Source organism: Novilysobacter erysipheiresistens (genome assembly GCF_036663935.1).
Classification (GTDB): Bacteria; Pseudomonadota; Gammaproteobacteria; order Xanthomonadales; family Xanthomonadaceae; genus Novilysobacter; species Novilysobacter erysipheiresistens.
Genome location: NZ_JAXGFP010000005.1, coordinates 167,772 through 189,428, shown reverse-complemented (window position 1 = coordinate 189,428; position 21,657 = coordinate 167,772). Strand labels below are relative to the sequence as shown.

At 69.3% G+C, this 21,657-nt stretch carries 22 protein-coding genes; 11 read left to right on the top strand and 11 right to left on the bottom strand.

Going from position 1 to position 21,657, the window contains the following annotated elements; all coding sequences use genetic code 11:
- Positions 1–205 precede the first annotated feature (205 nt).
- The 4 genes from SNE34_RS10870 to SNE34_RS10855 all read left to right on the top strand — a co-directional run bounded on the left by SNE34_RS10870 (position 206) and on the right by SNE34_RS10855 (position 3,479).
- Positions 206–1,174 (top strand): ABC transporter ATP-binding protein, encoded by a 969-nt coding sequence (locus SNE34_RS10870; protein ID WP_332617100.1) that lies wholly within the window; start codon positions 206–208, stop codon positions 1,172–1,174.
- Positions 1,171–1,932, top strand: coding sequence for an ABC transporter permease (locus SNE34_RS10865; RefSeq protein ID WP_332617098.1), 762 nt, complete (start codon positions 1,171–1,173; stop codon positions 1,930–1,932). Before SNE34_RS10870 ends, SNE34_RS10865 begins: the two co-directional genes overlap by 4 nt.
- A gap of 104 nt (positions 1,933–2,036) precedes the next feature.
- Positions 2,037–2,852: a ZIP family metal transporter gene (locus SNE34_RS10860; protein WP_332617096.1), complete on the top strand. Its 816-nt coding sequence runs from the start codon at positions 2,037–2,039 to the stop codon at positions 2,850–2,852.
- Positions 2,853–3,017: 165 nt separating this feature from the next.
- Positions 3,018–3,479 carry a DUF6265 family protein gene (locus tag SNE34_RS10855; RefSeq protein WP_332617094.1) on the top strand — a complete coding sequence of 154 codons (462 nt, stop codon included), beginning with the start codon at positions 3,018–3,020 and terminating at the stop codon, positions 3,477–3,479.
- 10 nt (positions 3,480–3,489) lie between these two features.
- Here the strand turns inward: SNE34_RS10855 and pcp are convergent, their stop codons facing one another.
- From pcp to SNE34_RS10805, 10 genes are all read right to left on the bottom strand, one after another.
- A complete protein-coding gene (gene pcp / locus SNE34_RS10850; protein WP_332617093.1) occupies positions 3,490–4,164 on the bottom strand; it encodes a pyroglutamyl-peptidase I in 675 nt (224 codons plus the stop codon).
- Positions 4,165–4,178: 14 nt separating this feature from the next.
- Entirely contained in the window at positions 4,179–5,147 is a 969-nt protein-coding gene (locus SNE34_RS10845) for a DUF979 domain-containing protein (RefSeq protein ID WP_332617091.1), read from the bottom strand.
- Entirely contained in the window at positions 5,134–5,856 is a 723-nt protein-coding gene (locus tag SNE34_RS10840) for a DUF969 domain-containing protein (protein ID WP_332617089.1), read from the bottom strand. The genes SNE34_RS10845 and SNE34_RS10840 overlap by 14 nt, the downstream gene beginning before the upstream one ends.
- Positions 5,853–6,611 carry a LamB/YcsF family protein gene (locus SNE34_RS10835; protein ID WP_332617088.1) on the bottom strand — a complete coding sequence of 253 codons (759 nt, stop codon included), beginning with the start codon at positions 6,609–6,611 and terminating at the stop codon, positions 5,853–5,855. Before SNE34_RS10835 ends, SNE34_RS10840 begins: the two co-directional genes overlap by 4 nt.
- A complete protein-coding gene (locus tag SNE34_RS10830) occupies positions 6,608–7,588 on the bottom strand; it encodes a 5-oxoprolinase subunit C family protein (RefSeq protein ID WP_332617085.1) in 981 nt (326 codons plus the stop codon). The genes SNE34_RS10835 and SNE34_RS10830 overlap by 4 nt, the downstream gene beginning before the upstream one ends.
- Complete coding sequence (gene pxpB, locus SNE34_RS10825; RefSeq protein WP_332617083.1) at positions 7,585–8,280, bottom strand: 5-oxoprolinase subunit PxpB; 696 nt, start codon at positions 8,278–8,280, stop codon at positions 7,585–7,587. The genes SNE34_RS10830 and pxpB overlap by 4 nt, the downstream gene beginning before the upstream one ends.
- 173 nt (positions 8,281–8,453) lie before the next feature.
- Positions 8,454–9,383 (bottom strand): manganese catalase family protein, encoded by a 930-nt coding sequence (locus tag SNE34_RS10820; RefSeq protein ID WP_332617081.1) that lies wholly within the window; start codon positions 9,381–9,383, stop codon positions 8,454–8,456.
- A gap of 158 nt (positions 9,384–9,541) precedes the next feature.
- Entirely contained in the window at positions 9,542–11,104 is a 1,563-nt protein-coding gene (locus SNE34_RS10815) for an SDR family oxidoreductase (protein WP_332617317.1), read from the bottom strand.
- A gap of 107 nt (positions 11,105–11,211) precedes the next feature.
- Positions 11,212–12,822, bottom strand: a complete 1,611-nt coding sequence (locus tag SNE34_RS10810; protein WP_332617079.1) for an MFS transporter — start codon at positions 12,820–12,822, stop codon at positions 11,212–11,214.
- Positions 12,823–12,862: 40 nt separating this feature from the next.
- On the bottom strand, positions 12,863–13,132 hold the full coding sequence (locus SNE34_RS10805; protein ID WP_332617077.1) for a DUF3297 family protein: 270 nt from the start codon (positions 13,130–13,132) through the stop codon (positions 12,863–12,865).
- Positions 13,133–13,483: 351 nt separating this feature from the next.
- Between SNE34_RS10805 and SNE34_RS10800 the strand changes: the two genes are divergently transcribed.
- The 5 genes from SNE34_RS10800 (at position 13,484) to SNE34_RS10780 (ending at position 17,428) form a co-directional block, all read left to right on the top strand.
- A complete protein-coding gene (locus SNE34_RS10800) occupies positions 13,484–13,693 on the top strand; it encodes a cold-shock protein (protein ID WP_036194962.1) in 210 nt (69 codons plus the stop codon).
- 227 nt (positions 13,694–13,920) lie between these two features.
- Entirely contained in the window at positions 13,921–14,112 is a 192-nt protein-coding gene (locus SNE34_RS10795; RefSeq protein WP_332617075.1) for a hypothetical protein, read from the top strand.
- Between the two features lie 82 nt (positions 14,113–14,194).
- Positions 14,195–15,010 carry an SDR family NAD(P)-dependent oxidoreductase gene (locus SNE34_RS10790; RefSeq protein WP_332617073.1) on the top strand — a complete coding sequence of 272 codons (816 nt, stop codon included), beginning with the start codon at positions 14,195–14,197 and terminating at the stop codon, positions 15,008–15,010.
- Entirely contained in the window at positions 15,003–16,586 is a 1,584-nt protein-coding gene (gene treF, locus SNE34_RS10785; RefSeq protein ID WP_332617072.1) for an alpha,alpha-trehalase TreF, read from the top strand. Before SNE34_RS10790 ends, treF begins: the two co-directional genes overlap by 8 nt.
- A gap of 185 nt (positions 16,587–16,771) precedes the next feature.
- The gene (locus SNE34_RS10780; RefSeq protein WP_332617070.1) at positions 16,772–17,428 is read left to right on the top strand and encodes a DsbA family oxidoreductase; all 657 of its coding nucleotides are present in this window, start codon (positions 16,772–16,774) and stop codon (positions 17,426–17,428) included.
- Between the two features lie 36 nt (positions 17,429–17,464).
- Here SNE34_RS10780 and SNE34_RS10775 read toward each other — a convergent pair whose 3' ends face one another.
- The gene (locus SNE34_RS10775; RefSeq protein ID WP_332617068.1) at positions 17,465–17,767 is read right to left on the bottom strand and encodes a DUF3247 family protein; all 303 of its coding nucleotides are present in this window, start codon (positions 17,765–17,767) and stop codon (positions 17,465–17,467) included.
- 162 nt (positions 17,768–17,929) lie between these two features.
- Between SNE34_RS10775 and ku the strand changes: the two genes are divergently transcribed.
- Complete coding sequence (ku, locus tag SNE34_RS10770; protein WP_332617066.1) at positions 17,930–18,913, top strand: non-homologous end joining protein Ku; 984 nt, start codon at positions 17,930–17,932, stop codon at positions 18,911–18,913.
- A gap of 19 nt (positions 18,914–18,932) precedes the next feature.
- Entirely contained in the window at positions 18,933–21,443 is a 2,511-nt protein-coding gene (ligD, locus tag SNE34_RS10765; RefSeq protein WP_332617064.1) for a DNA ligase D, read from the top strand.
- Positions 21,444–21,657 lie beyond the last annotated feature (214 nt).

Here is a 21,657-nt window from a genome sequence, read left to right as displayed (position 1 = left end):
GATTTTCCGCCTCTGGTGGGGTGCCCGAGCGTAGCAACGCGTCGGTCCTCGCCGGCTCACGCCGCCATGACGTCGTGTCCGGCTCCTACTGTCCCGTCGCCGGGACGTTGCCTCCCCGCGCCGGGGGTTTATTGCAACGCCCGCCGCGGGCAAGCTGGCGGCTTCCCAACGATCCACGACAGGCGCGCCGCGCCGAGGGAGCCACGTGCAACCGATCATCTCCGTCCGCAACCTGGACAAGACCTACGCCTCCGGCTTCCAGGCGCTGAAGAACGTCGACCTCGACATCCGCAAGGGCGAGATCTTCGCCCTGCTCGGTCCCAACGGCGCCGGCAAGACCACCCTGATCAGCATCATCTGCGGCATCGTCAATCCGAGCAGCGGCACGGTGCTGGCCGACGGCCACGACGTGGTCGCCGAGTACCGCGCCGCGCGCAGCAAGATCGGTCTGGTGCCGCAGGAGCTGTCGACCGACGCGTTCGAATCGGTGTGGTCGACGGTGGCGTTCAGCCGCGGCCTGTTCGGCAAGGCGCCCGACCCGGCGCACCTGGAGAAAGTGTTGCGCGAGTTGTCGCTGTGGGACAAGAAGGACAGCAAGATCCTCGCGCTGTCGGGCGGCATGAAGCGCCGCGTGCTGATCGCCAAGGCGCTGGCGCACGAGCCGCAAATTTTGTTTCTCGACGAGCCCACCGCCGGCGTCGACGTCGAGCTGCGCCACGACATGTGGCAGATGGTCCATCGCCTGCGCGAGCAGGGCGTCACCATCATCCTGACCACCCACTACATCGAGGAGGCCGAGCAGATGGCCGACCGCATCGGGGTGATCCTCAAGGGCGAGCTGATCCTGGTCGAGGACAAGGCCGCGCTGATGCGCAAGCTCGGCAAGAAGCAGCTGACCCTGACTCTGCAGGAGCCGCTGGACCGGGTGCCCGAGGGTCTGTCCGGGTTGCCGCTGGAGTTGTCGGACGACGGCAACGCGCTGGTCTACACCTTCGACGTGCAGTCCGAGCGAACCGGCATTGCCACCCTGCTGCGGCAACTGGCCGAGCAGGGCGTCGACTTCAAGGACCTGCATTCCAGCGAGAGTTCGCTGGAGGACATCTTCGTGCACCTGGTGCGCTCCAATGCGAGCCGGCCGCCGGTGGACGCCGCGGCGACGGAGGTGCGCGCATGAACATCCACGGCATCCGCGCGATCTACCGCTTCGAGATGGCACGCACCTTCCGCACGATCACCCAGTCGATCGCATCCCCGGTGCTGTCGACCTCGCTGTACTTCGTGGTGTTCGGCGCGGCGATCGGCTCGCGCATGGGCGACATCGAGGGGGTCAGCTACGGCGCCTTCATCATCCCCGGCCTGCTGATGCTGTCGCTGCTCAACGAGAGCATCTCCAACGCCTCGTTCGGGATCTACATGCCGAAATGGGCCGGCACGATCTACGAGCTGCTGTCGGCGCCGGTGTCGTACGTCGAGGTGGTGATCGGCTACGTCGGCGCGGCGGCGACCAAGTCGTTGTTGCTGGGGGTGCTGATCCTCATCACCGCGCGGCTGTTCGTGCCCTACGAGATCGCGCACCCGTTCTGGATGCTGTGCTTCCTGGTGCTGACCGCGGTCACCTTCAGCCTGTTCGGTTTCATCATCGGGCTGTGGGCCGACGACTTCCAGAAGCTGCAGCTGATCCCGCTGATGGTGGTGATGCCGCTGACCTTCCTCGGCGGCGCGTTCTACTCGATCAAGATGCTGCCGCCGGTGTGGCAGACGGTGACCCTGTTCAATCCGGTGGTGTACCTGATCAGCGGGTTCCGCTGGAGTTTCTACGGGGTGGCGGACGTCAACGTCGGGGTCAGTGTCGCGGTGATCCTCGGCTTCCTCGTGGCCTGTCTGGCCGCGGTGTGGTGGATCTTCAAGACCGGCTGGAAGCTCAAGGCCTGAGTTGTGCGGCGCGCCGCGTTGACGCCGGGGCAACGGCGTCGCCGGCATCGTGAAGGCTTGCTCGACAGCACGGTGGCGGCAGATGGGCGATTCGGCGAGGCGGGGTGACACGTACGCGCGAGGTGCCGGTGTCCTTCGTCGCGCTTGAAGCCTCGCCGATGCTCGGTGCGCTGGTCGGCGGCACCGCCGCGGCGGCGGCCACCGCGTTCGGCGCGGTGCCGGCATTGTTCGCGCGCCGGATCGAACAGCGCACCCAGGACACCCTGCTGGGGTTCGGCGCCGGGGTGATGCTCGCCGCCAGCGCGTTCTCGCTGGTGATGCCGGGGATCGAGGCGGCCCGGCAGCAGGGCGCCGGGCCGTGGGGCGCGGGCGTGATCGTCGGCGTGGCGATCATGCTCGGCGCGGCGTTGATCATGGCGCTCGACCGGGCGGTGCCGCACGAGCATTTCATCAAGGGACCGGAAGGGCGCTCCTCGGCGCGGATGAAGCGGACCTGGTTGTTCGTGTTCGCGATCTGCCTGCACAACCTGCCCGAGGGCTTGGCGATCGGGGTGGCGTACGCGGCCGATTTCGCCCACGGCACTGCATTGGCGACCGGCATCGCGATCCAGGACGTGCCCGAAGGCCTGGTGGTCGCGGTCGCGCTGATCGCCGCCGGCTACGGGCGCGGCGTGGCGGTGCTGGTCGGCGCGGGCTCGGGACTGGTCGAACCGGTCGGCGCGGTGCTCGGCGCCGGCGTGGTGGCCGCGGTGCCGCTGCTGCTGCCGGCCGGGCTCGGTTTCGCTGCCGGCGCGATGCTGTTCGTGGTCAGCCACGAGATCATTCCCGAGTCGCACCGGCAGGGCCACGAGAACCACGCGACCACCGGCCTGATGATCGGCTTCGTGCTGATGATGCTGCTGGATACCGCGCTGGCTTGAGGCCTTCTGACGGCCCTCCCTGCTTTGGTAGGAGCGGCTTTAGCCGCGATCGGACGCCCGGTCGATCGCGCCGACTCCAGATCGCGGCTAAAGCCGCTCCTACAATGACGCTTGGTGTCGGGCCAGGATCGCTACCGCGGGCCAGAGGATCGTGCAATGCGTCGAATGAGTTTGACCTGGCTGCTGCTGATCGGGCTGCTGGCCGGCTGCGCGTCCGGTTCGGCGCAGGTCGATACCGTCGCCACTCTCCAGCGCATGGGCTGGCTCGCCGGCACCTGGCAACGCACCGACCTGCCGGCCGGTCGAAGCGGCTACGAACGTTGGACGCGCGATCGCGCGGGACTTTCCGGGGTGGGGCTGGCCAGGCAAGGCGCGGCGACCACGTTCGAGGAACGGTTGCGGATCGAGGCCCGCGACGGCGAGGTCGTCTACATCGCCGAAGTCGCGCACAACCTGGTGCCGGTGGTGTTCCGGCTGACCCGGATCGACGACGAAGGCTTCGTGTTCGAGAACCCCGCACACGATTTTCCGAAAGTGATCACCTACCGGCGCGAGGGCGACCGCCTGCGCGTGCGGGTCTCGGCAGGTGAAAAGGCCAGCGAGTTCGCGTTCCAGCGGCGCCGCTAACGAGCCGGGGTCAGTGCACCGCCCCGGCGGCGATGCGCAGGTCCTGGGCGGTGTCCAGCGCGGCCTGTACGGCAATGCGCAGGCCTTCGGCGACGGTAGCGGCCGGCAGGCTCGGCGCGTCCGGGCGGCGGGTCGCCTGTGCCGGCGAGTACGGCACGTGGATGAAGCCGCCACGCACGCCGGGCTGGTGTCGCAGCGCGTGCATCAGGCCGTAGAACACGTGGTTGCAGACATAGGTGCCGGCAGTCTGCGAGACCTCGGCGGGGATGCCGGCATCGCGCAGCGCGACCAGCATCGCCTTGATCGGCAGGTTGCTGAAATACGCGGCCGGGCCGTCGTCGACGATCGGGCAGTCGATCGGACAGGCGCCGGCGTTGTCGGGAATGCGCGCGTCGTCGACGTTGATCGCCACGCGCTCCAGCGATAGCCGGCTGCGGCCACCGGCGAGGCCGACCGCGATCACCAGCTCCGGCGCGAGCCGGTCGATGTGCGCCTGCAACTGCCGCAGCGATTCCCCGAAGGTCACCGGCAGGCAGGCGGCAACGACGCGGCGTCCGCCGATCTGCGCGCCGTCGAGCAGGCGCACCGCGTCCCAGCCCGGATTGCCGGCGTCGTCGCCGAACGGCTCGAAGCCGACCAGCAACACGGTCGCCGTGCATCCGGAGCGTGGGGTTTGCGTGCTCATCGGTTCAGCGTCCATCAAAACGAGAATGCCAGCCAGTACATCAACACCAGGTTGACCAGCAGCAGCGGGATCGCGGTCGGGAACTGCGCGCGGATCACCGCGTTGGGATCGTCCAGCTCCAGCAGCGCGGCCGGGACCAGGTTGAAGTTGGCCGCCATTGGCGTCATCAGCGTGCCGCAGTAGCCGGTCAGCATGCCGATCGCGCCGAGGATCGCCGGGTCGGCGCCGTGCTGCTGGATCAGCAGCGGCAGGCCGACGCCCGCGGTCATCACCGGGAATGCGGCGAAGGCGTTGCCCATGATCACGGTGAACAGCACCATCCCCAGCCCGTAGGCCAGCACCACCGCCAGCCGCTGGTCCGCCGGGATCAGCGAGGACACGATCGCGGCGATCGCCTCGCCGACGCCGCTGGCGGCGAACACGCCGCCGAGGGTCGCCAATACCAGTGGAAGCAGCGCCGCCCAGCCCATCGCGTCGAGCAGGCGCCGGCCCTCGGCGGCCGCGGTGAGCGGCGCTCCCCGGATCATGGCCAGGGCCACCACGGCCGATACCAGGCCGGCGATCGACAGCCCGATCAGGGTCAGGCTGCCGTCGCCGAACAGCGGCGCGCCGCCGATCGCGAGGTCGCCGCCGAACATCACCACCAGCACGGTCAGCAGCGGGATCAGCAGGGCCGGCACGAACAGCTTGTGCCCAAGCCGCTGTGCCGATGCGCGGCGCTGCGCTTCCGGCGCTTCGGCGATGTGTTCGCGGCGCATGCGCGTGGCCAGCAGGCCAAGGGCGATCACGCCGCACCCGGCGAGCTGCGATGGCAACGCGTTGCCAGCCTCGGTGGCGCGCAACACCGCGTCGCCGGCGCCGAACAGGGCGGCGAGGACGCCCCAGAATGCAGCATGGGCGAAACGCCGCTGGCGCAGGTTGCACCAGCCGGCGTACAGCAGCAGGGCGCCGAGGAACCAGTAGAAATGCTCAGTCCGGAGCATGGCCGGACTCCGTCGGTGCCTGCGGTGGTTCATGTCCCTCCGGACCGTCCCGGAGCAGGCCGCGCTGGAACAGCACGATGCGGACGCTGTGGATCACGAATGCCGCGACCGCCGTGGGCAGCGCCCACAGCGCGATCTGCAACGGCTCCAGCACGATCCCGTGTTCGGCGTAGAAACCCTGGATCAGCAGCACCGCGCCGATCGCCACGAACACGTCCTCGCCGAAGAACAATCCGACGTTGTCGGTGGCGGCGTCGAGTGCGTGGATGCGTTGGCGCTGGTCGTGCCGCAGCGGCCCCAGCTGCTTCTCGGCCGCGGCCTCGCTCATCGGCGCCAGCAACGGCCGCACGGTCTGCGGGTGTCCGCCGACGTGGGTCAGGCCGACCATGCTGAGCAGCTGGCGCAGACCCAGGTAGCTGACCAGCAGCCGCGCCAGGGTCAGCCCGCGCATCCGGGTGATCCAGGCGTGGGCGTGTTCGCGCAGGCCGGCGCGTTCGAGCAGGCCGATGGTCGGCAGGGTCAGAGCGAACAGCAGCAATGCGCGGTTGGAGACGAAGCTTTCGCCCAGCAGCGCCAGCAGCTGCGGCAGCGACATGCCGGCGGCGAAACCGCTGACCAGGCCGGCGACGACCACCACCAGCACCGGGTTGTAGCGCAGTACGAAGCCGACCACGACCACCAGTACGCCCAGCAACGGCCAGTAGTTCAAATGCGTGCTCCGATGGTGAGGATGCGGATGCCGTCCGCTTCGAGCGCGTTGCGGAGGGCGCGGGCGAACCCGGCGGCATCGCTGCGGTCGCCGTGAAGGCACAGGGTATCGGCGCGCAACGCCAGAAGGTTGCCGTCGGCGCCGCGCACGCGGCCGGGACCGGCGAGCGCGCGCGCCTGCGCCACCGCGGCGTCGAGCGAGTCGAGCACCGCGCCGGGCTGTCCGCGCGCCAACAGGCGGCCATTGGCGTCGTAGCCGCGTTCGGCGAAGACTTCGTGGGCGACCCGCAGGCCAGCCGCCTCACCGGCGCTGGCGAGCTCCGAACCCGACAACGCGTACAGGGCCAGCGAGGCGTCGAACCCGGCGATCGCCTCGACGATTGCCGCGGCGGTCGCGTGGTCGTCGGCGGCGAGGTTATAGAGCGCGCCGTGCGGCTTGGCGTGGGTCAGCCGCACGCCTTCCTCGTCGGCGATGGCGGCCAGCCGCGCGAGTTGTTCGCGCACCAGCCGGGCGATCGCATCGCGTGGCAGCGCCAGCGTGCGGCGGCCGAAATGCTGCGGGTCGTCGAAGCCCGGGTGGGCACCGGCGGCGACGCCGAGGTCGCGGCACAGGCGCAGGGTCGCGCGCATCGTGGCGTCGTCGCCGGCATGGCCGCCACAGGCGATGTTGGCCGAGCTGACCCACGGCAGGATCGCGGCGTCGTCGCCGCAGCCCTCGCCGACGTCGCAATTGAAGTCGATGCGCCGGCCGCTCATGCCGATGCCCGCTTGCGGTCGCGTTCGATCATCATCTCGATCATCAGCGCCATTCTTGCCAGCTGCGTCCGCGATCGGCAAGCCGACGCGTGCGCGGTTTCGGCATCGCAGGCGACGAACCGCAACGCCTCGCCGGGGCGGCATTGCGCGAGCCGCGGCAGGTCGGCGGCGATGACGTGGCCGAGCCGGGTGTATCCGCCGACGGTCTGCGCGTCGGCCAGCAGCACGATAGGCTGGCCGTCGGCGGGCAACTGGATGGTGCCGGGGGCGACCGGAGCGGACACGCCGTCGGCGGTGTCACCGGGCAACGCGGGACCGTGCAGGCGCAGGCCCTGGCGGTTGCTGGCGGCGTCGATCTGCCAGGCGTGGGTCGCCAGTTCCAGCGAGCGCGGATGCGCGCCCGGCCGATAGCGGATCGCGAGCGGCTCGCCCTCGCGCACGGGCAGGTCCGCGTCCGGCTCGACCCACCAGCGGGCGATGCGCGGCTGCCTGCAATCCAGTGCCGGGGGCGCGACCAGGGCCAGCCGGTCGCCGCGCTGCAATGCGCGGCCGTTCAGTCCGCCGAAGCCACCGCGCAAGTCGGTGCTGCGGCTGCCGAGTACCGACGGCACGTCGATGCCGCCGCCGATCACCAGCCAGGCGCGCGCGCCGGTGCGCATGCCGCCGAGCTCCAGCACCCCGGCGGGCAGCTCGATCGGGCGGTGGTCCGGCAGTTCGACGCCTTCGAACCGGGCCTGCACGGCGGCCCCGACGAGGGCGATGCGCAGCGACCGCAGCAGTTGCAGGCGTGGGCCCTGCAGGCTCAGTTCGAGCAGCGCGGCATCGGCGTGGTTGCCGACCAGACGGTTGGCCAGCGCCATCGCCATCGGGTCCAACGCCCCGGCGAGCGGCACGCCGAGATGACGCCAACCGCTGCGACCGCGGTCCTGCACGGTGGTCAGCAGGCCTGGCGCGAGCACGTGCAACGCATCGCTCACCGGTCCGACCCCGCGAGCCCCGCGTATTCGGCGGCATCGATGGCGACAAAACGCACCCTGTCCCCGGGTTGCAGCACGCTGGGTGGCGTGCCGTGGGGATCGAACAGGCGCAGCGGCGTGCGACCCAGCAGGCGCCAGCCGCCGGGGCTCTCACGCGGATAGATGCCGGTCTGGCCGCCGGCCACCCCGACACTGCCGGCCGGCACCCGCACCCGCGGCGTGGGCAGGCGCGGCAAGGCCAGGGCCGGGTCGAGGCCGAACAGATAGGGAAAGCCGGGCGCGAAACCGATCATCGCGACCGTGTAGTCGCTGCCGGCGTGGCGCGCCGCGAGCTGCTCCGGCGTGATGCCCAGCTCGTCCGCGGCCGCGGCCAGGTCGGGACCGTATTCGCTGCCATAGATCACCGGGATCTCGACTCGACGCCCGACGGCGGCGGCAGGCGAATCGTCGTTCTCCATCGCGACCAAGCGGCGCAGCCAGGCATGCACCTGCTCGGCGGGAACCAAGCGTGGTTCGAAGAACACTGCCAGGCTTGCGTACGCCGGCACCACGTCACGCAGCCAGTCCGGCGCGTCGGCGGCGATTCGCGCGGCCAGTGCATGCACCTGCGCGTTGAGGTCTTCATTGAGCGAGTCGCCCAACCGCAACAGCCAAGCATCGTCGGCAAGCGCCTCGATGTCGAACGCCTTCATCCGGATTCCTGGCAACGAAACGGCGATTCTAGATGACACATGCCGCGGTGCGGCGAATCATCCCGACGGCTGGATGACACCTGTAGGAGCGGCTTCAGCCGCGATCTGAAACCGGCGCGATCGAACGATTCCAGATCGCGGCTGAAGCCGCTCCTACAATCGCGTTGTTGATATCAGTGTCGCTTGGAGCTCGACGGTGGCGACGGCCGCTTGGACGGCTTCGGCTTGCCGTTGCCAGCCATGCCGAGTTCGGCGCCGGTTTCCGGGTCGAGGTCGGGGTTGGACTGGGTGCGCTTGGCCATCGCCTTCAACGTGGATTTTTCCTTCGCCGACAACTTTGTCGTGGCCAGGCCGTCGCCGCCGTCCATCGCGAGGAGCTGCTCGCGGTCGCTGACGAAATTGAAGTTGTCGTCGCTGTTCCAAGAGCCGCGCATGTCGCCATCGCCCTGCGAGGTGTTGGCGTAGAGATCGGCGAACTCCGGCTTGCCGGGATTCTTGCCCGGCGGGAAGTTCGGTTCGATCGCGTACAGAGCCTTCTCGAACGATTTCTGGTGCGACATCTCGCGCGTCATCAGGAAGCCCAGGGCATCCTTCACTCCGGGATCGGCAGTGACGTTGATCAGGCGTTCGTAGACGATCTTCGCCCGCGCTTCGGCGGCGATGTTGGAGCGCAGGTCGGCGGTCGGTTCGCCGATGCTGTCGATGTAGCCGGCCGTCCACAGTTGGCCGCCGGAGTTGGTCAATGCCGGGCCGCCGCCGTACAGCACCTGGGTGACGTGGGACGAGTTGCCGGCGCCCTGCAGCGAACGGAACAGCTCGGCTTCCTCGTCGACCGCCTCGGCCAGCTGGCCCTTGGCGCCCTTGTTGAGCATGCCGACGATCGAGCCGATCACCTCGAGATGGCTGAGCTCCTCGGTCGCGATGTCGAGCAGCATGTCCTTGCGCCCGGGATCGTCCTCGGCCAGGGCCTGGGTGAAGTAGCGCATCGCCGCGGCGAGCTCGCCCTGCGGGCCGCCGAACTGCTCGAGCATGAGGTTGGCGAGCGCGGGATTGCACTCCGAAACGTGCACGGAATATTGCAGGCGCTTGTTGTGCGCAAACATGGTTGTCCTCCGGGATGGCGGGGAGCGCTCCCGGAACGGGACTCCTGGAAGCGATGACCGCGGGGGCGGTCGAGGCCCACTATCCGCCGGCGCGGTTAAGCGCCGGAGAACAAACCATGCGTTGGGCGTGACGACGACCTGCGCATCCCCCGGTGGGGCTACCAGTCGGTCGGCCGGTAATCCTTGAGGAATTGGCCCCAAACGTGGTTGCCGGTGTTGATGCCGTCGATGATCGGGTCGACGATCCGCGCCGCACCGTCGACGATATCCAGCGGCGGGTGGAAGCGCTCCTCGACCACCTTGCGCGCGGCCAGGCCGGCGGGATCCTCGTCGGTCACCCAGCCGGTGTCGACGCTGTTCATGTGGATGCCGTCGCCGTGGTAATCGGCGGCGGCGGTGCGCGTCATCATGTTGAGCGCGGCCTTGGCCATGTTGGTGTGCGGGTGCCGGGTGGTCTTGAAGTTGCGGTAGAACTGGCCCTCGACCGCCGACACGTTGACGATGTGCTTGTCGTGGCCGGGGGTGCGCAGCATCAGCGGCTTCAGGCGCGCGTTGATCAGGTACGGCGCGATCGCGTTGACCAGTTGCACTTCGAGCAGTTCGACCGACGGCACCTCGGCCATGCGCAGGCGCCAGGAGTTCTTCTCGCGCAGGTCGACCTGCTGCAGGTCCTGGTCGAGCCGGCCTTCGGGGAACAGATGTTGCTGGGCGAGCAGCTCCTCCGGCAACAACGGCATCTGCGACAGTTCGGCGGCGCGGGTCAGGCCGGGCGCATGGCCGAGGCCTTCGCGGGTGGCGAGTGTCGCCGCGTCGCCGGGCAGCATCTCGGCGTTGCGCAGGCCTTCGTAACTGCCGAGCAGGCCGCGTACTTCGGTCGGCATGTCCTGCAGCGCCGCGGTCTCGCCTTCCATCATGTGGGCGTAAAACTCCGGCGGGCGGCGCACGGTCTGGCAGGCGTTGTTGATGATGAAGTCGAGCCGCGAGCGGGTCTTCAGCAATTGCGTGCAGAAGGCTTCGACGCTGGGCGTGTGGCGCAGGTCGAGGCCGAACACTTCCAGTCGGTGGCCCCATTCGGCGAAGTCCGGCTCGGCGGCGTAGCGCGCCGCCGAGTCTCGCGGGAAGCGGGTGGTCACGATCAGCTTGGCGCCGGCGCGCAGCAACTTGAGCCCGGCCTGGTAGCCGATCTTGACCCGGCCCCCCGTCAGCAGCGCGACCCGGCCGCGCAGGTCGGCCAGCTCGGTGCGCTTGTGGAAGTTGAAGTCGGCGCAGGCCGGACACAGCTGGTCATAGAAGTGATGGATCGCGCTGTATTTCTGCTTGCAGACGTAGCAGTGCTGCGGCTCTATCACTTCGGCGTGCAGCGGCTGGTCGGCGTCGAGGTCGCGGGGCTGGAAATCGGACGGCGGGAAATAGTTCGGCGTGGTGAACACCGGCTTGCGCCGCAACTCGCGGATGCCGGTCTGGTTGAGCCGCTCCTCCTCGCGGCTGACGCGTTCGGCGTGCTGCTGCTTCTTGGCGGCCTTCTGCCGCTGCCGGCGTGCCTGGCGGTCCGGGTGGTAGGCGCCGGCCACCGCGCGCTGCAGGCGCTCGCGATCCTCGCGGGGCAGGGCGTCGAGGACCGAGTGGTCGGTGCTGACGAGTTCCAGCAGTTCGGCGGCTGCGCGCATGCGCGCGAGCAGGGTGGGGTCGGCTGTGTCGTCGGGCGGCGGTGTTGCGGTCATGGTGGTCAACGGGTGGATCCGGGGGTCGGGGCGTCACGTGGTCGGTGTGCGGCGGGGTGGGTCAGTGGGTCGCGACTTACGTCGCTCCTACAGGAGTGGGCTTGCGATCAGGGGGTCTGGTCCGCGAGCGCGCGCTGGATGTCTTCCAGGCGGAAGCCGCGGGTCTCGATGCCGCTGCGCGCCAGCATCAGGCCCGACAGCGCCATCGGGGCGGCGATCAGCAAGGCCGACAGCGCGAAATGTTCGAACAGCCCGAGCACGCCGAAGCCGGCGCCGAGGATGCCGCCGACCTTGGAACTGGCCGCGATCACCCCGGCGCCGGTGCCGCGCAGGTGCACCGGGTAGATCTCGGCCGCATACGGGATCAGCATCGCGATCACCCCGCCGCTGCTGACCAGCAACGCGGCGGTGGCGGCGGTGGTCGCGGCGGTCGAGCGCAGTCCAGCCAGCTCGATCGCGACGAACGCCAGCAACGCCAAGGCCGTCAGCGCGATGAACAGCACCAGCGACCTGATCGTGCTCCAGCGGTGGTACAGCCACACCACCACGCCGATGCCGGGCAGCGCCAGCAGCGCCGATTGCGCCAGCAGCGCGCTGGCGGCCTTCGGATCGACACCGAGTTGGACCAGGTTGACCGGCAGCCACAGCACGAAGCCGAACGTCACCAGCCCCCAGCCGATCCCGCACATCGCCAGGCCCCAGCTGATCCGCGCATGACGGCCGCGCAGCAGCTGGCGCCAGGTCGTGACCGGATGGCTTTCGTCGATCACCGGCGCGCCCGGATGGGCGGCATCGTCGCGCTCGACCGCGCCGGCACCGGAAAACTTCGCCAGCACCGCGCGCGCCTGCTGCTCCAGCCCTGCGTTGGAGAGGAATCGCGGCGACTCGGGGATGAAGCGGTTGAGGAAGATGATCAGCGCGCCGGTCGGCAAGCCCAGCAGCCACAACGCGCGCCAGCTGAACATCGGCTCCAGCCAGGTCGCCGCACCCGCCGCGGCGAGGTAGCCGGCCGACGTGCCGATCCCGCCCAGCGCCACCAGCAGCCAGCCGCGCTGCGCCGCCGGGATGGTCTCGGCCATCAGGGTGAAGGTGATCGGCAGCAGGCCGCCGGCCGAGGCGCCCATCAAGAAGCACATCGCCAGGTTCCATTCGAACGCCGGCATCGCCCCGCAGATCGCGGTGCCCATGAACATCAGCGCCGACAGCAGGATCGCCGCGCGGCGGCCGAACACGTCGGCCAGCCGCCCCCACACGACCGAACCGACCGTGGTGCCGACCAGCGCGACGAATGCCAGCAGCCCGGCCGATTGCGCGCTGATGCCGTACTCGTCGGTCATGCCGGGGATCACGAAGCCGGTGGTCGCCGGCTTCATCACGTCGACCGTCAACGCCACCACCAGCACCGCCACCAGTTTCCAGTGCTCGATGTTGAGCGGCACCCCGTCGGCGACGTGGAAATGCAGGTGCTCGCCGCCGGCCAGCGCCTGCTTCATCCGCGCCAGCCGCGGCATCAGGCCGTAGAACGCCAGCGCCAGCCCGGCCGGGATCATCGCCATGCCGGCCAGCATCCAGCCGTCCATCGGCATGCCAACCATCTGCCAGTGGGTGTGCTGGCCCATCATGAACATCGGCAGGTGCGAGAACACGCCGGCGACCAGCAACGCGCAGCCGGCCCAGAACGCGACCGGGTGGTGGAAGGAAAGGCCGTTGGATTTCATCGGTGCGTCGGCCGGCGAGGGATGCGGGCCGTGGCGGTCGTCATTCGGTATCGCTGTCGGCGTCATCGCTGGCGTCGGACAGGAAATACGGCTCGACCGTGCCCTTGACCTTCATCGTCATCGGCTGGCCGCGGCGATCGAGCGAGCGGCCGACGGGCAGGCGCACCCAGCCCTCGCTGACGCAGTATTCCTCGACGTTGTGCTTCTCCTCTCCGTTGAAGCGGATGCCGATGCCGCGCTCGAAGGCGGCGGCGTCGTGGAACTTGCTGCGCGGGTCGGCGGCGAGGCGGTCGGGCGGGGTGTCGGTCATCGGGTCGGTCTCGGGAAGCGGTGTCGTGGGTGGTGGCGGGCGCCGTGGCGCGGTCGCGACGGCGCACAGGATACGGCGCTTGCCGGGCGACCGGAAAAAACCGCCCGCTCGGGCCTGCGCCGCGCCCCTGCCGGCCCGCGGCTGAACAGGCGCGCCGGCCGCCGATCCCGGGACTTGCAATCGCCGTCGAGCCGAGCTAGGGTGCGCGTGCTGCTTGCCAGGGTCACCGTGAATCGTGGCCCGATGCCGTAGATCCCTGATCCGCTACATCGTTGCACCTCGCTTACTCCTTGCAATCAGCACACCACCGCGCAAGCGGTATTTCAGAAAACTGTTCCAAGGAGCAAGAAAATGTCGAACCGTGAAACCGGTACCGTCAAGTGGTTCAACGATGCCAAGGGCTTTGGCTTCATTTCCCGTGAGAATGGCGAGGACGTGTTCGTTCACTTCCGCGCGATCCAGGGTCAGGGCTTCAAGTCCCTGCAGGAAGGCCAGAAGGTCAGCTTCACCGTCACCCAGGGCCAGAAGGGCCTGCAGGCTGACGCCGTCGAAGCGCTGTAAGGCATCGATCGAAGGCAACCGCCTCTGGCGGTCGCACTAGATACCAGGGAAAACCCGGCCTCGGCCGGGTTTTTCTTTTGGGTACGACCCCGGCCTCGGCCGGGTTTTTCTTTGGGCGTGATCCGGCCTCGGCCGGGTTTTAGCTTGGGCACGCGTTGACATCCTCGACGCGCAGCCGCTGTTACACCGTGGTGCGCAAGCGGCCGCCGGCCGCAGCAGGAGCCGCCATGAGCAAGTTCCATCCACCCGCTTCGCCCGAGGACGAGGTCGATGCCGACAAGGGCGAGCTGCGCAAGCCCGGCGACCGGGCCAACCAGCCCGGCCAGGGCGGCAACCCGACACCGCCGGTCCAGCAGCAGCGCGGCGACCGCGGCCTGACGCGGGAAGAGATCGAGCGCGGGCTGCCGCGCGACGACTGACGACTGACGACGCCCCCCCCGCCGCCACAATGTCTTTACCCGCGCCGCGCTAGCCTGCGGCCACGTTTCCGCAGGAGCGCTTATGCGACTGCAAGACAAGGTGGCGCTGGTCACCGGCAGCGGCCAGGGCATCGGCCGCGGCATCGCGGTACGGCTGGCCCGCGAAGGCGCGAAGGTGGTCATCGTCGACCTGCATGACGACGCCGACTCGCGCAAGACCCTGGCCATGGTCGAGGAGGTCGGTGGCGACGGCTGGGTGCTGGCGGCCGACATCGGCGACGTCGCCGCGGTCCGCACAATGGTCGATGCGGCGGCGGACCAGGCCGGACGGATCGACATCCTGGTCAACAACGCCGGGGTCGAGCACTTCGCCGCGTTCCACGAGGTCGACGAGGCCGACTACGACCGCGTGCTCGACATCAACCTCAAGGGCGCGTTCTTCACCGCGCAGGCGTTCGTGCGCCACTGCCGCGCGGCGAAGCGCGGCGGGCGCATCATCAACATCAGCTCGGTCCACGAGCAACTGCCGTTCCCCAACTTCGCCAGCTACGCCGCCAGCAAGGGCGGGCTGAAGATGCTGATGCGCAACCTCGCGGTCGAGCTGGCGCCGCTCGGCATCACCGTCAACAACATCGCCCCCGGCGCGATCCGCACCCCGATCAACGCGCCGGTGCTCGACGATCCCGCATTGCTGGAACCGCTGCTGGCCAACATCCCGCTCAACCGCCTCGGCACCACGCAGGATGTCGCCGGGGTCGCCGCGTTCCTCGCCTCCAGCGATGCCGACTACATCACCGGCAGCACCGTCTACGTCGATGGCGGCCTGATGTGGGACTACGAGGAGAAGCGCATCCGCAGCGACGAGCGCGGCGCCGACAAGTCCGGCGGCGATGACTGAAACGACCGACCTCCAGGCGCGCGACAGCGAACGCCAGCAGGCCCGCCTCGCTCGGGTCGCCCCGGCCGATACCCTGACCCCGGCCGACCGCTACCAGGAACTGTTCGTCGCGGTGCAGATCGGCCGCGTGTTTGCCGACAGCAAGACCTTCGTCGACTGCGCGCCGCGGATCGACCCCGAGCGCATCCTCGAGGCCTACCGCGCCCGCCACGCCATGCCGGACTTCGACCTGGCCGCGTTCGTGCACGAGCACTTCCAGCCCGAACCCGCGCACGACAGCGAGTACGTCGCCGACCGCGACCGGCCACTAGCCGAGCACATCGACGCGCTGTGGGACGTGCTGACCCGGCAGCCGCGCGAACACCCGGTGCGTTCCTCGCTGCTGCCGCTGCCCAACCCGTACGTGGTGCCGGGCGGTCGCTTCGGCGAGATGTACTACTGGGACTCCTACTTCACCATGCTCGGCCTCGCCGCCAGCGGCCGCCGCGACCTGCTGCGCCACATGGCCGACAACTTCGCCTACCTGATCGACAGTTGCGGGCACGTGCCCAACGGCAACCGCAGCTACTACCTGAGCCGCTCGCAACCGCCGGTATTCGCGCTGATGACCGAGCTGTTCGAGCGCGAGGGCGTGCGCGAGGCGCTCGCCTACCTGCCGCGACTGCGCCGCGAGCACGCGTTCTGGATGGACGGCGGCGACGAGCTGCGTCCCGGCGAGGTGCATCGCCATTGCGTGCGGATGGAGGACGGGGTGTTGCTTAACCGCTATTGGGACGACCGCGACACCCCGCGCGAGGAGTCGTACCTGGAGGACGTGAGCACCGCGCGCGCCTGTGACCGTCCCGCCCACGAGGTCTACCGCGAGCTGCGTGCCGGCGCCGCGTCGGGCTGGGATTTCAGCTCGCGCTGGTGCGGTGGCGACGGTGCGCTGACCAGCATCCGCACCACCTTGATCGTGCCGGTCGACCTCAACAGCTTCCTGCACAAGCTGGAGGAGCAGATCGCCGAACTGAGCCTCGCCGCCGGCGATGACGCCGCGGCCGCCGACTTCGCCCGCCGCGCCCGCGACCGCCGCCACGCGATCGACCGTTGGCTGTGGAGCGAGGCCGACGACGCCTACCTCGACTACGACTGGCACGACGGCGCACCGCGACCGATGTTGACCGCGGCGATGGCGACCCCGTTGTACGTCGGCATCGCCAGCCGCGAACAGGCCGCCCGGGTCGCCACGACCCTGCGCACGCAACTGCTGCAGGCCGGCGGTCTGGCGACCACCCGCAACCTCAGCGGCGAGCAATGGGATCGGCCGAACGGCTGGGCGCCGCTGCAGTGGCTGGGGATCCTGGGCCTGGCCGACTACGGCGAGGCGGCCCTGGCCGCCGAGATCCGCCGCCGCTGGCTGGCGACGGTGGGCGACCTCTACCGGAGCGAAGGCAAGCTGGTGGAGAAGTACGACATCAGCGCCGCCGACGACGGCGCGCATGGCGGCGGCGGTGGCGAATACCCGCTGCAGGACGGCTTCGGCTGGACCAACGGGGTGACGCGGATGCTGTTGCAGCAGCCTGTGCCTTTGTAATCCCGCGGCTTCATCGCGCCCACGCTTTTGTAGGAGCGGCTTCAGCCGCGATCCGGAATCGGCGCGAGCGAACGGTTGCTGATCGCGGCTGAAGCCGCTCCTACAAGGACCCGAAGCATTTGTCGAAGCATTGCATCGCGCGGCCACGCCCACATCTACGGATCATTCCAACACGGAGCCACGCCATGTCCACGCCCCTGCGAATCGACTTCGTCTCCGACGTCTCCTGTCCGTGGTGCGCGGTGGGCCTGAAATCGCTGCAACAGGCGATCGACAAGGTCGGCGACGAGGTCGCGGTCGAACTGCACTTCCAGCCGTTCGAGCTGAACCCGCAGATGCCGCCGGAAGGCGAGGACAGCAACGAGCACCTCGCCCGCAAGTACGGCGCGAGCGCCGAACAACTCGCACAGAACCGCGAGGTGCTGCGCCAGCGCGGCGCCGCCCTGGGGTTCGACTTCAACCAGCGCAGCCGGGTCTACAACACCTTCGATGCGCACCGGCTGCTGCACTGGGCCGGCGAGCAGGGCCAGGCCTCGCAACTCGCGCTCAAGCAGGCGCTGCTGCGCGCCTACTTCACCGACGATCGCGATGTGTCGTCGCACGCGGTGCTGGCGGCGGTCGCCGGCGAGGCCGGACTGGACGTCGACGAGGCCCGGCAGGTGCTGGACTCGGACCGCCATGCCAGCGACGTCCGCGCCCGGGAGCAGCTGTACCAGGGGCGCGGCATCACAGCGGTGCCGTCGGTGATCCTCAACGACCGCCACTTGATCCAGGGCGGGCAGCCGGTCGAGCTGTTCGAGCAGGCTTTGCGGCAGGTCGCGGCGGAAACGCAGGCCGGCTGAGTACCGGTCTCCGAGTACCGGTTTCAATCGGCCAAATCAATCTGCTGGATCCAGCCGTCGGACCGCGCGGATCCGGTCGACCCAGACATCGCGCCAGCCGGCGGCTTCCGGTGCGTCCATCGCCGGCTGTTCCAGCCGCAGCACCGCGTTGGTGCCCTCGCTGCCGTCGGGGCCGAAGAACAGCTGCGCCACCGGCCGCGCGGCGACGATGCCCTCCAGCGGCCCGCCGTCGGCCATCTGCAGCACCACGCGGGCGCCGTTGGGCAGCTGCTCGATGAGCTCGCGGATGCGGGCGACCTCGGCCGGGTCGACGTGTACGTGTTCGGCATTGCGGGTCATGGCGGCGCTCGCGTGAGGTCCGTCTGCGGACGCTAGCGCCGCGACCGCAACGCCGGGGTGAAGCTTGCGGCAGGCCCGGGCCCGCGCCGGACTCGACGCCCGCATCACGCCGGGCTTTCGATACTCGATGGCCCGCCGCTGCCCGCGCCGCAGGAGTCCGCCATGGCCCGCCCGATCTGGTCCGGAACGCTGTCGTTCGGCCTGCTCAACATCCCGGTGTCGCTGATGTCGGGCGAGCGGCGCACCGACATCTCCTTCCGCATGCTCGACGTGCGCAACAACGCGCCGATCCGCTACGAGCGGGTCAATGCCGAGACCGGCGAGGAAGTGGCGTGGAAGGACATCGTCAAGGCGTTCGAATACGACAAGGGCAGCTACGTCGTGCTGGAGCCCGACGACATCAAGTCGGCGGCGCCGGAAAGCCATGACGCGATCGAGGTCGAGGCGTTCGTCGACGTCGCCGCGATCGGCCCGCAGTACTTCGAGAAACCCTACGTGCTGGTGCCGGCGAAGAAGGCCGAGAAGGGCTACGTGCTGTTGCGCGAGGCGCTGGCCAGTACCGGCCGGATCGGCATCGCCCGGGTGGTGATCCGCACCCGCGAGAGCCTGTGCGCGGTAATGCCGCAGGGCAACGCGCTGCTGCTGCTGATGATGCGCTACCCGCAGGAGCTGGTCGACATCGAGGACTACAACATCCCCGAAGGCACGCGCGGCGACTACCGGATCACCGCCAAGGAACAGCAGTTCTCCGAACAGCTGATCGAGACGATGTCCGGCGACTGGGAGCCGGAGCAGTACCGGGACGAGTTCCGCGAACGCCTGCACGAGGTCATCGAGAAGCGGATGAAGGCCAAGGGCGTGGTCGAGCGCGAACACGAGGACGCCGACCTGCACGAGGACGCGGCGACCAACGTGGTCGACTTCATGTCGCTGCTGCAGAAGAGCATCGAGAAGAAGCAGCGCACGCCGGCGAAGAAGGCCGGCAAGACCGGCGGTGACGAGGAGGATGGCAAGGCGAAGAAGCCGGCGAAGAAGGCGGCCCGCAAGAGCACGAAGAAAGCGGCGGCGAAGAAGCCGGCGGCGAAGAAGGCAACCGCAAAGAAGACCGCGAAGAAGAAGGCAGGCGGCAAGAAGAAGGCGGCATGACCGCCCCTGGACCGATGCGATGAGCCTGCGCGACTACGCCCGCAAGCGCCGCTTCGATGCGACCCCCGAACCCGCCGCCGACGCCCGCGGTCGCCGCGGTCGCGAGCATCGACCGATCTTCGTCGTCCAGCTGCACCACGCCAGCGTGCGCCATTACGATTTCCGGCTGGAGATGGACGGCGCGCTGAAGAGCTGGGCGGTGCCGAAGGGCCCGTCGCTGCGGGTCGGCGAGAAGCGGCTGGCGGTCGAGGTCGAGGACCACCCGCTGGGCTATGCGAGCTTCGAGGGCGACATTCCCGCCGGCCACTACGGCGCCGGCCACGTCGACGTGTTCGACCACGGGGTGTGGAGCTGCGACGGCGATCCGTTGGAGTCGCTGGCGGCCGGCAAGATCGATTTCGTCCTGCACGGCGACAAGCTCGGCGGCGGCTGGAAGCTGGTGCGCACGGCCAAGCCCGCGAGCAAGCCGCAGTGGTTGTTGATCAAGCGCGACGACGCCCACGCCGCAGACCTGGAGTCGGACGACCTGGCCGAGGCGCCGACGCCGACGGGCTGGAAGGGCCGGCGACCGTCGGGTCCGGCAAAGCCGGCGAAAGCCACGAAGAAATCCGCTGTCGCATTGGCGAAAAAGCCACCGGCGAAGAAATCACCCACGCGCCGCCGGCGCATCGATTGGCACGCACGCGCGCAGGCGCTCGCCGGCGCCAGACCGCTGCGCGGCAGCACCGAGGTCGGGCCGCAACTGGCCACGCTGCGCCAGGCCCCGCCGACCGGCGACGACTGGCTGCACGAACTCAAGTGGGACGGCTATCGCCTGCTGGCCCGGATCGACGACGGCAAGGCGACGCTGCGCTCGCGCAACGGTCTGGACTGGAGCGACGACTACCCCGAAATCGTCGTCGCGCTGCAGGCGCTCGGGGTCGATTCGGCCAGCCTCGATGGCGAGTTGATCGCGCTCGATGCCAAGGGCCGCAACTGTTTCTCGGCGCTGCAGCGCACGATCGAGGGCAGTGCCAACGCGACTCTGCGCTACGTCGTGTTCGACCTGCCGACCCTGGCCGGCGTCGACCTCGCCGTCACCCGGCTGGACGCGCGCAAGACGTTGCTGGAGGCGCTGCTGGCCGGCATCGACCCGCAAGGCGCGCTGGCCTACAGCCAGCACATCGTCGGCCACGGCGCGCAGGTGTTCGCCGCCAGCAAGACCCAGGACATGGAAGGCATCATCAGCAAGGCGGTCGATGCGCACTACACGCCCGGCCGCTCGCGTACCTGGCTCAAGGTCAAGCACGCGCAGGGCGACGAGTTCGCAATCGTCGGCTTCACCGCGCCCAAGCGCTCTCGTGTCGGGTTCGGCTCGCTGCTGCTGGCGACCCGCGAGCGCGGCCGGCTGCGCTACGTCGGGCGGGTCGGCACCGGCTTCGACGATGCGACCCTGCGCAAGCTGACCGCCCAACTGAAAGGCCTGGCGCGCAAGGAGGCGACCGTGGTCCTGCCGGCGCACCTGCCGTTCGCGCCGCGCGACGTGACCTGGGTGCAGCCGCGGCTCGTTGCCGAGGTCGCCTTCCGCGGCTGGGCCAAGGAGGGCCTGCTGCGCCAGGCCAGTTTCCAGCGCTTGCGCGACGATAAAGAGGTGGATGACGTGGGCGACCAGAGCACCCCCCGACTGAGCAGCCCGGACAAGCTGATCTATCCGGCCGAGAAGATCACCAAGCAGCAGGTCGCCGACTACTACGCGGCGGTGGCGCCGCAGCTGCTGCCCGAGGTCGTGCGACGGCCGCTGTCGCTGCTGCGCTGTCCCGACGGCCTCAAGGGCCAGTGCTTCTTCCAGAAGCACCACGCCGACAGCCTTGGCGACGGCGTTCATGCGGTCGCGATCAAGGAGAAGGACGGCGGCCACGAGGATTACGTCTACATCGACGACCTCGACGGCCTGCTCGACCTGGTGCAGATGAACACGCTGGAACTGCACCCTTGGGGCTCGCGGATCGAGGACGTCGAGCATCCCGACCGGCTGGTGTTCGACCTCGACCCCGGCGAAGGCGTGAAGTGGCCGGCGATCAAGGCCGGCGCACGCGACGTGCGTGACCGGCTCGACCAGATCGGCCTGCAGGGGTTCCTGCGGCTGTCCGGCGGCAAGGGCCTGCACGTGGTCGTGCCGATCGCGCCGGGGCCCAGTTGGACCGAGGCCAAGGCGTTCTGCGAGGCGTTCGCCGATGCGATGGCCGGCCAGGCCCCAAACAAGTACGTTGCCACCGCGTCCAAGGCCAAGCGCGGCGGGGTGATCTTCATCGACTGGCTGCGCAACGGCCGCGGCGCCACCAGCGTCGCCAGCTGGTCGCTGCGCGCGCGCGCCGGCGCCGGGGTGGCGGTGCCGCTGCGCTGGGACGAGCTGGGGCGGACCAAGTCCGGCGCCGACTATCCGCTGGCGCGCGCATTGCGTCGCGCGGCGAGCCTGCGCCAGGACTCGTGGGACGGTTGGGACGAGGCGACCGGGCAGACGTTGCCGCAGTTGCGTCCCCACGACCCCTGACCGCTCTTGTAGGAGCGGCTTCAGCCGCGATCTTGAAATCGGTTCCCCGAGTCGCCCCGACTGCGAAACCCCAATTCGTGTAGGAGCGACGTGAGTCGCGACCTGTACATCGCCTCACGGGTTCGGCGGGTTGCGACTTACGTCGCGCTCCTACAAGAGCCCCGTCGCGACCCTGGGGATGCGTCGCGCAGCCGATTCCGGTTCGCGGCTAAAG

Excerpts from the sequence above, each read along its gene's own strand:
- SNE34_RS10810 (WP_332617079.1), bottom strand. The coding sequence starts at position 12,822 with ATGAAATCCAACGGCCTTTCCTTCCACCACCCGGTCGCGTTCTGGGCC.
- SNE34_RS10795 (WP_332617075.1), top strand. The coding sequence starts at position 13,921 with ATGAGCAAGTTCCATCCACCCGCTTCGCCCGAGGACGAGGTCGATGCC.
- pcp (WP_332617093.1), bottom strand. The coding sequence starts at position 4,164 with ATGAGCACGCAAACCCCACGCTCCGGATGCACGGCGACCGTGTTGCTG.
- SNE34_RS10815 (WP_332617317.1), bottom strand. The coding sequence starts at position 11,104 with ATGACCGCAACACCGCCGCCCGACGACACAGCCGACCCCACCCTGCTC.
- pxpB (WP_332617083.1), bottom strand. The coding sequence starts at position 8,280 with ATGAAGGCGTTCGACATCGAGGCGCTTGCCGACGATGCTTGGCTGTTG.
- SNE34_RS10855 (WP_332617094.1), top strand. The coding sequence starts at position 3,018 with ATGAGTTTGACCTGGCTGCTGCTGATCGGGCTGCTGGCCGGCTGCGCG.
- SNE34_RS10845 (WP_332617091.1), bottom strand. The coding sequence starts at position 5,147 with ATGCTCCGGACTGAGCATTTCTACTGGTTCCTCGGCGCCCTGCTGCTG.
- SNE34_RS10820 (WP_332617081.1), bottom strand. The coding sequence starts at position 9,383 with ATGTTTGCGCACAACAAGCGCCTGCAATATTCCGTGCACGTTTCGGAG.
- SNE34_RS10865 (WP_332617098.1), top strand. The coding sequence starts at position 1,171 with ATGAACATCCACGGCATCCGCGCGATCTACCGCTTCGAGATGGCACGC.
- ligD (WP_332617064.1), top strand. The coding sequence starts at position 18,933 with ATGAGCCTGCGCGACTACGCCCGCAAGCGCCGCTTCGATGCGACCCCC.
- treF (WP_332617072.1), top strand. The coding sequence starts at position 15,003 with ATGACTGAAACGACCGACCTCCAGGCGCGCGACAGCGAACGCCAGCAG.
- SNE34_RS10775 (WP_332617068.1), bottom strand. The coding sequence starts at position 17,767 with ATGACCCGCAATGCCGAACACGTACACGTCGACCCGGCCGAGGTCGCC.
- SNE34_RS10800 (WP_036194962.1), top strand. The coding sequence starts at position 13,484 with ATGTCGAACCGTGAAACCGGTACCGTCAAGTGGTTCAACGATGCCAAG.
- SNE34_RS10835 (WP_332617088.1), bottom strand. The coding sequence starts at position 6,611 with ATGAGCGGCCGGCGCATCGACTTCAATTGCGACGTCGGCGAGGGCTGC.
- ku (WP_332617066.1), top strand. The coding sequence starts at position 17,930 with ATGGCCCGCCCGATCTGGTCCGGAACGCTGTCGTTCGGCCTGCTCAAC.
- SNE34_RS10805 (WP_332617077.1), bottom strand. The coding sequence starts at position 13,132 with ATGACCGACACCCCGCCCGACCGCCTCGCCGCCGACCCGCGCAGCAAG.
- SNE34_RS10780 (WP_332617070.1), top strand. The coding sequence starts at position 16,772 with ATGTCCACGCCCCTGCGAATCGACTTCGTCTCCGACGTCTCCTGTCCG.
- SNE34_RS10790 (WP_332617073.1), top strand. The coding sequence starts at position 14,195 with ATGCGACTGCAAGACAAGGTGGCGCTGGTCACCGGCAGCGGCCAGGGC.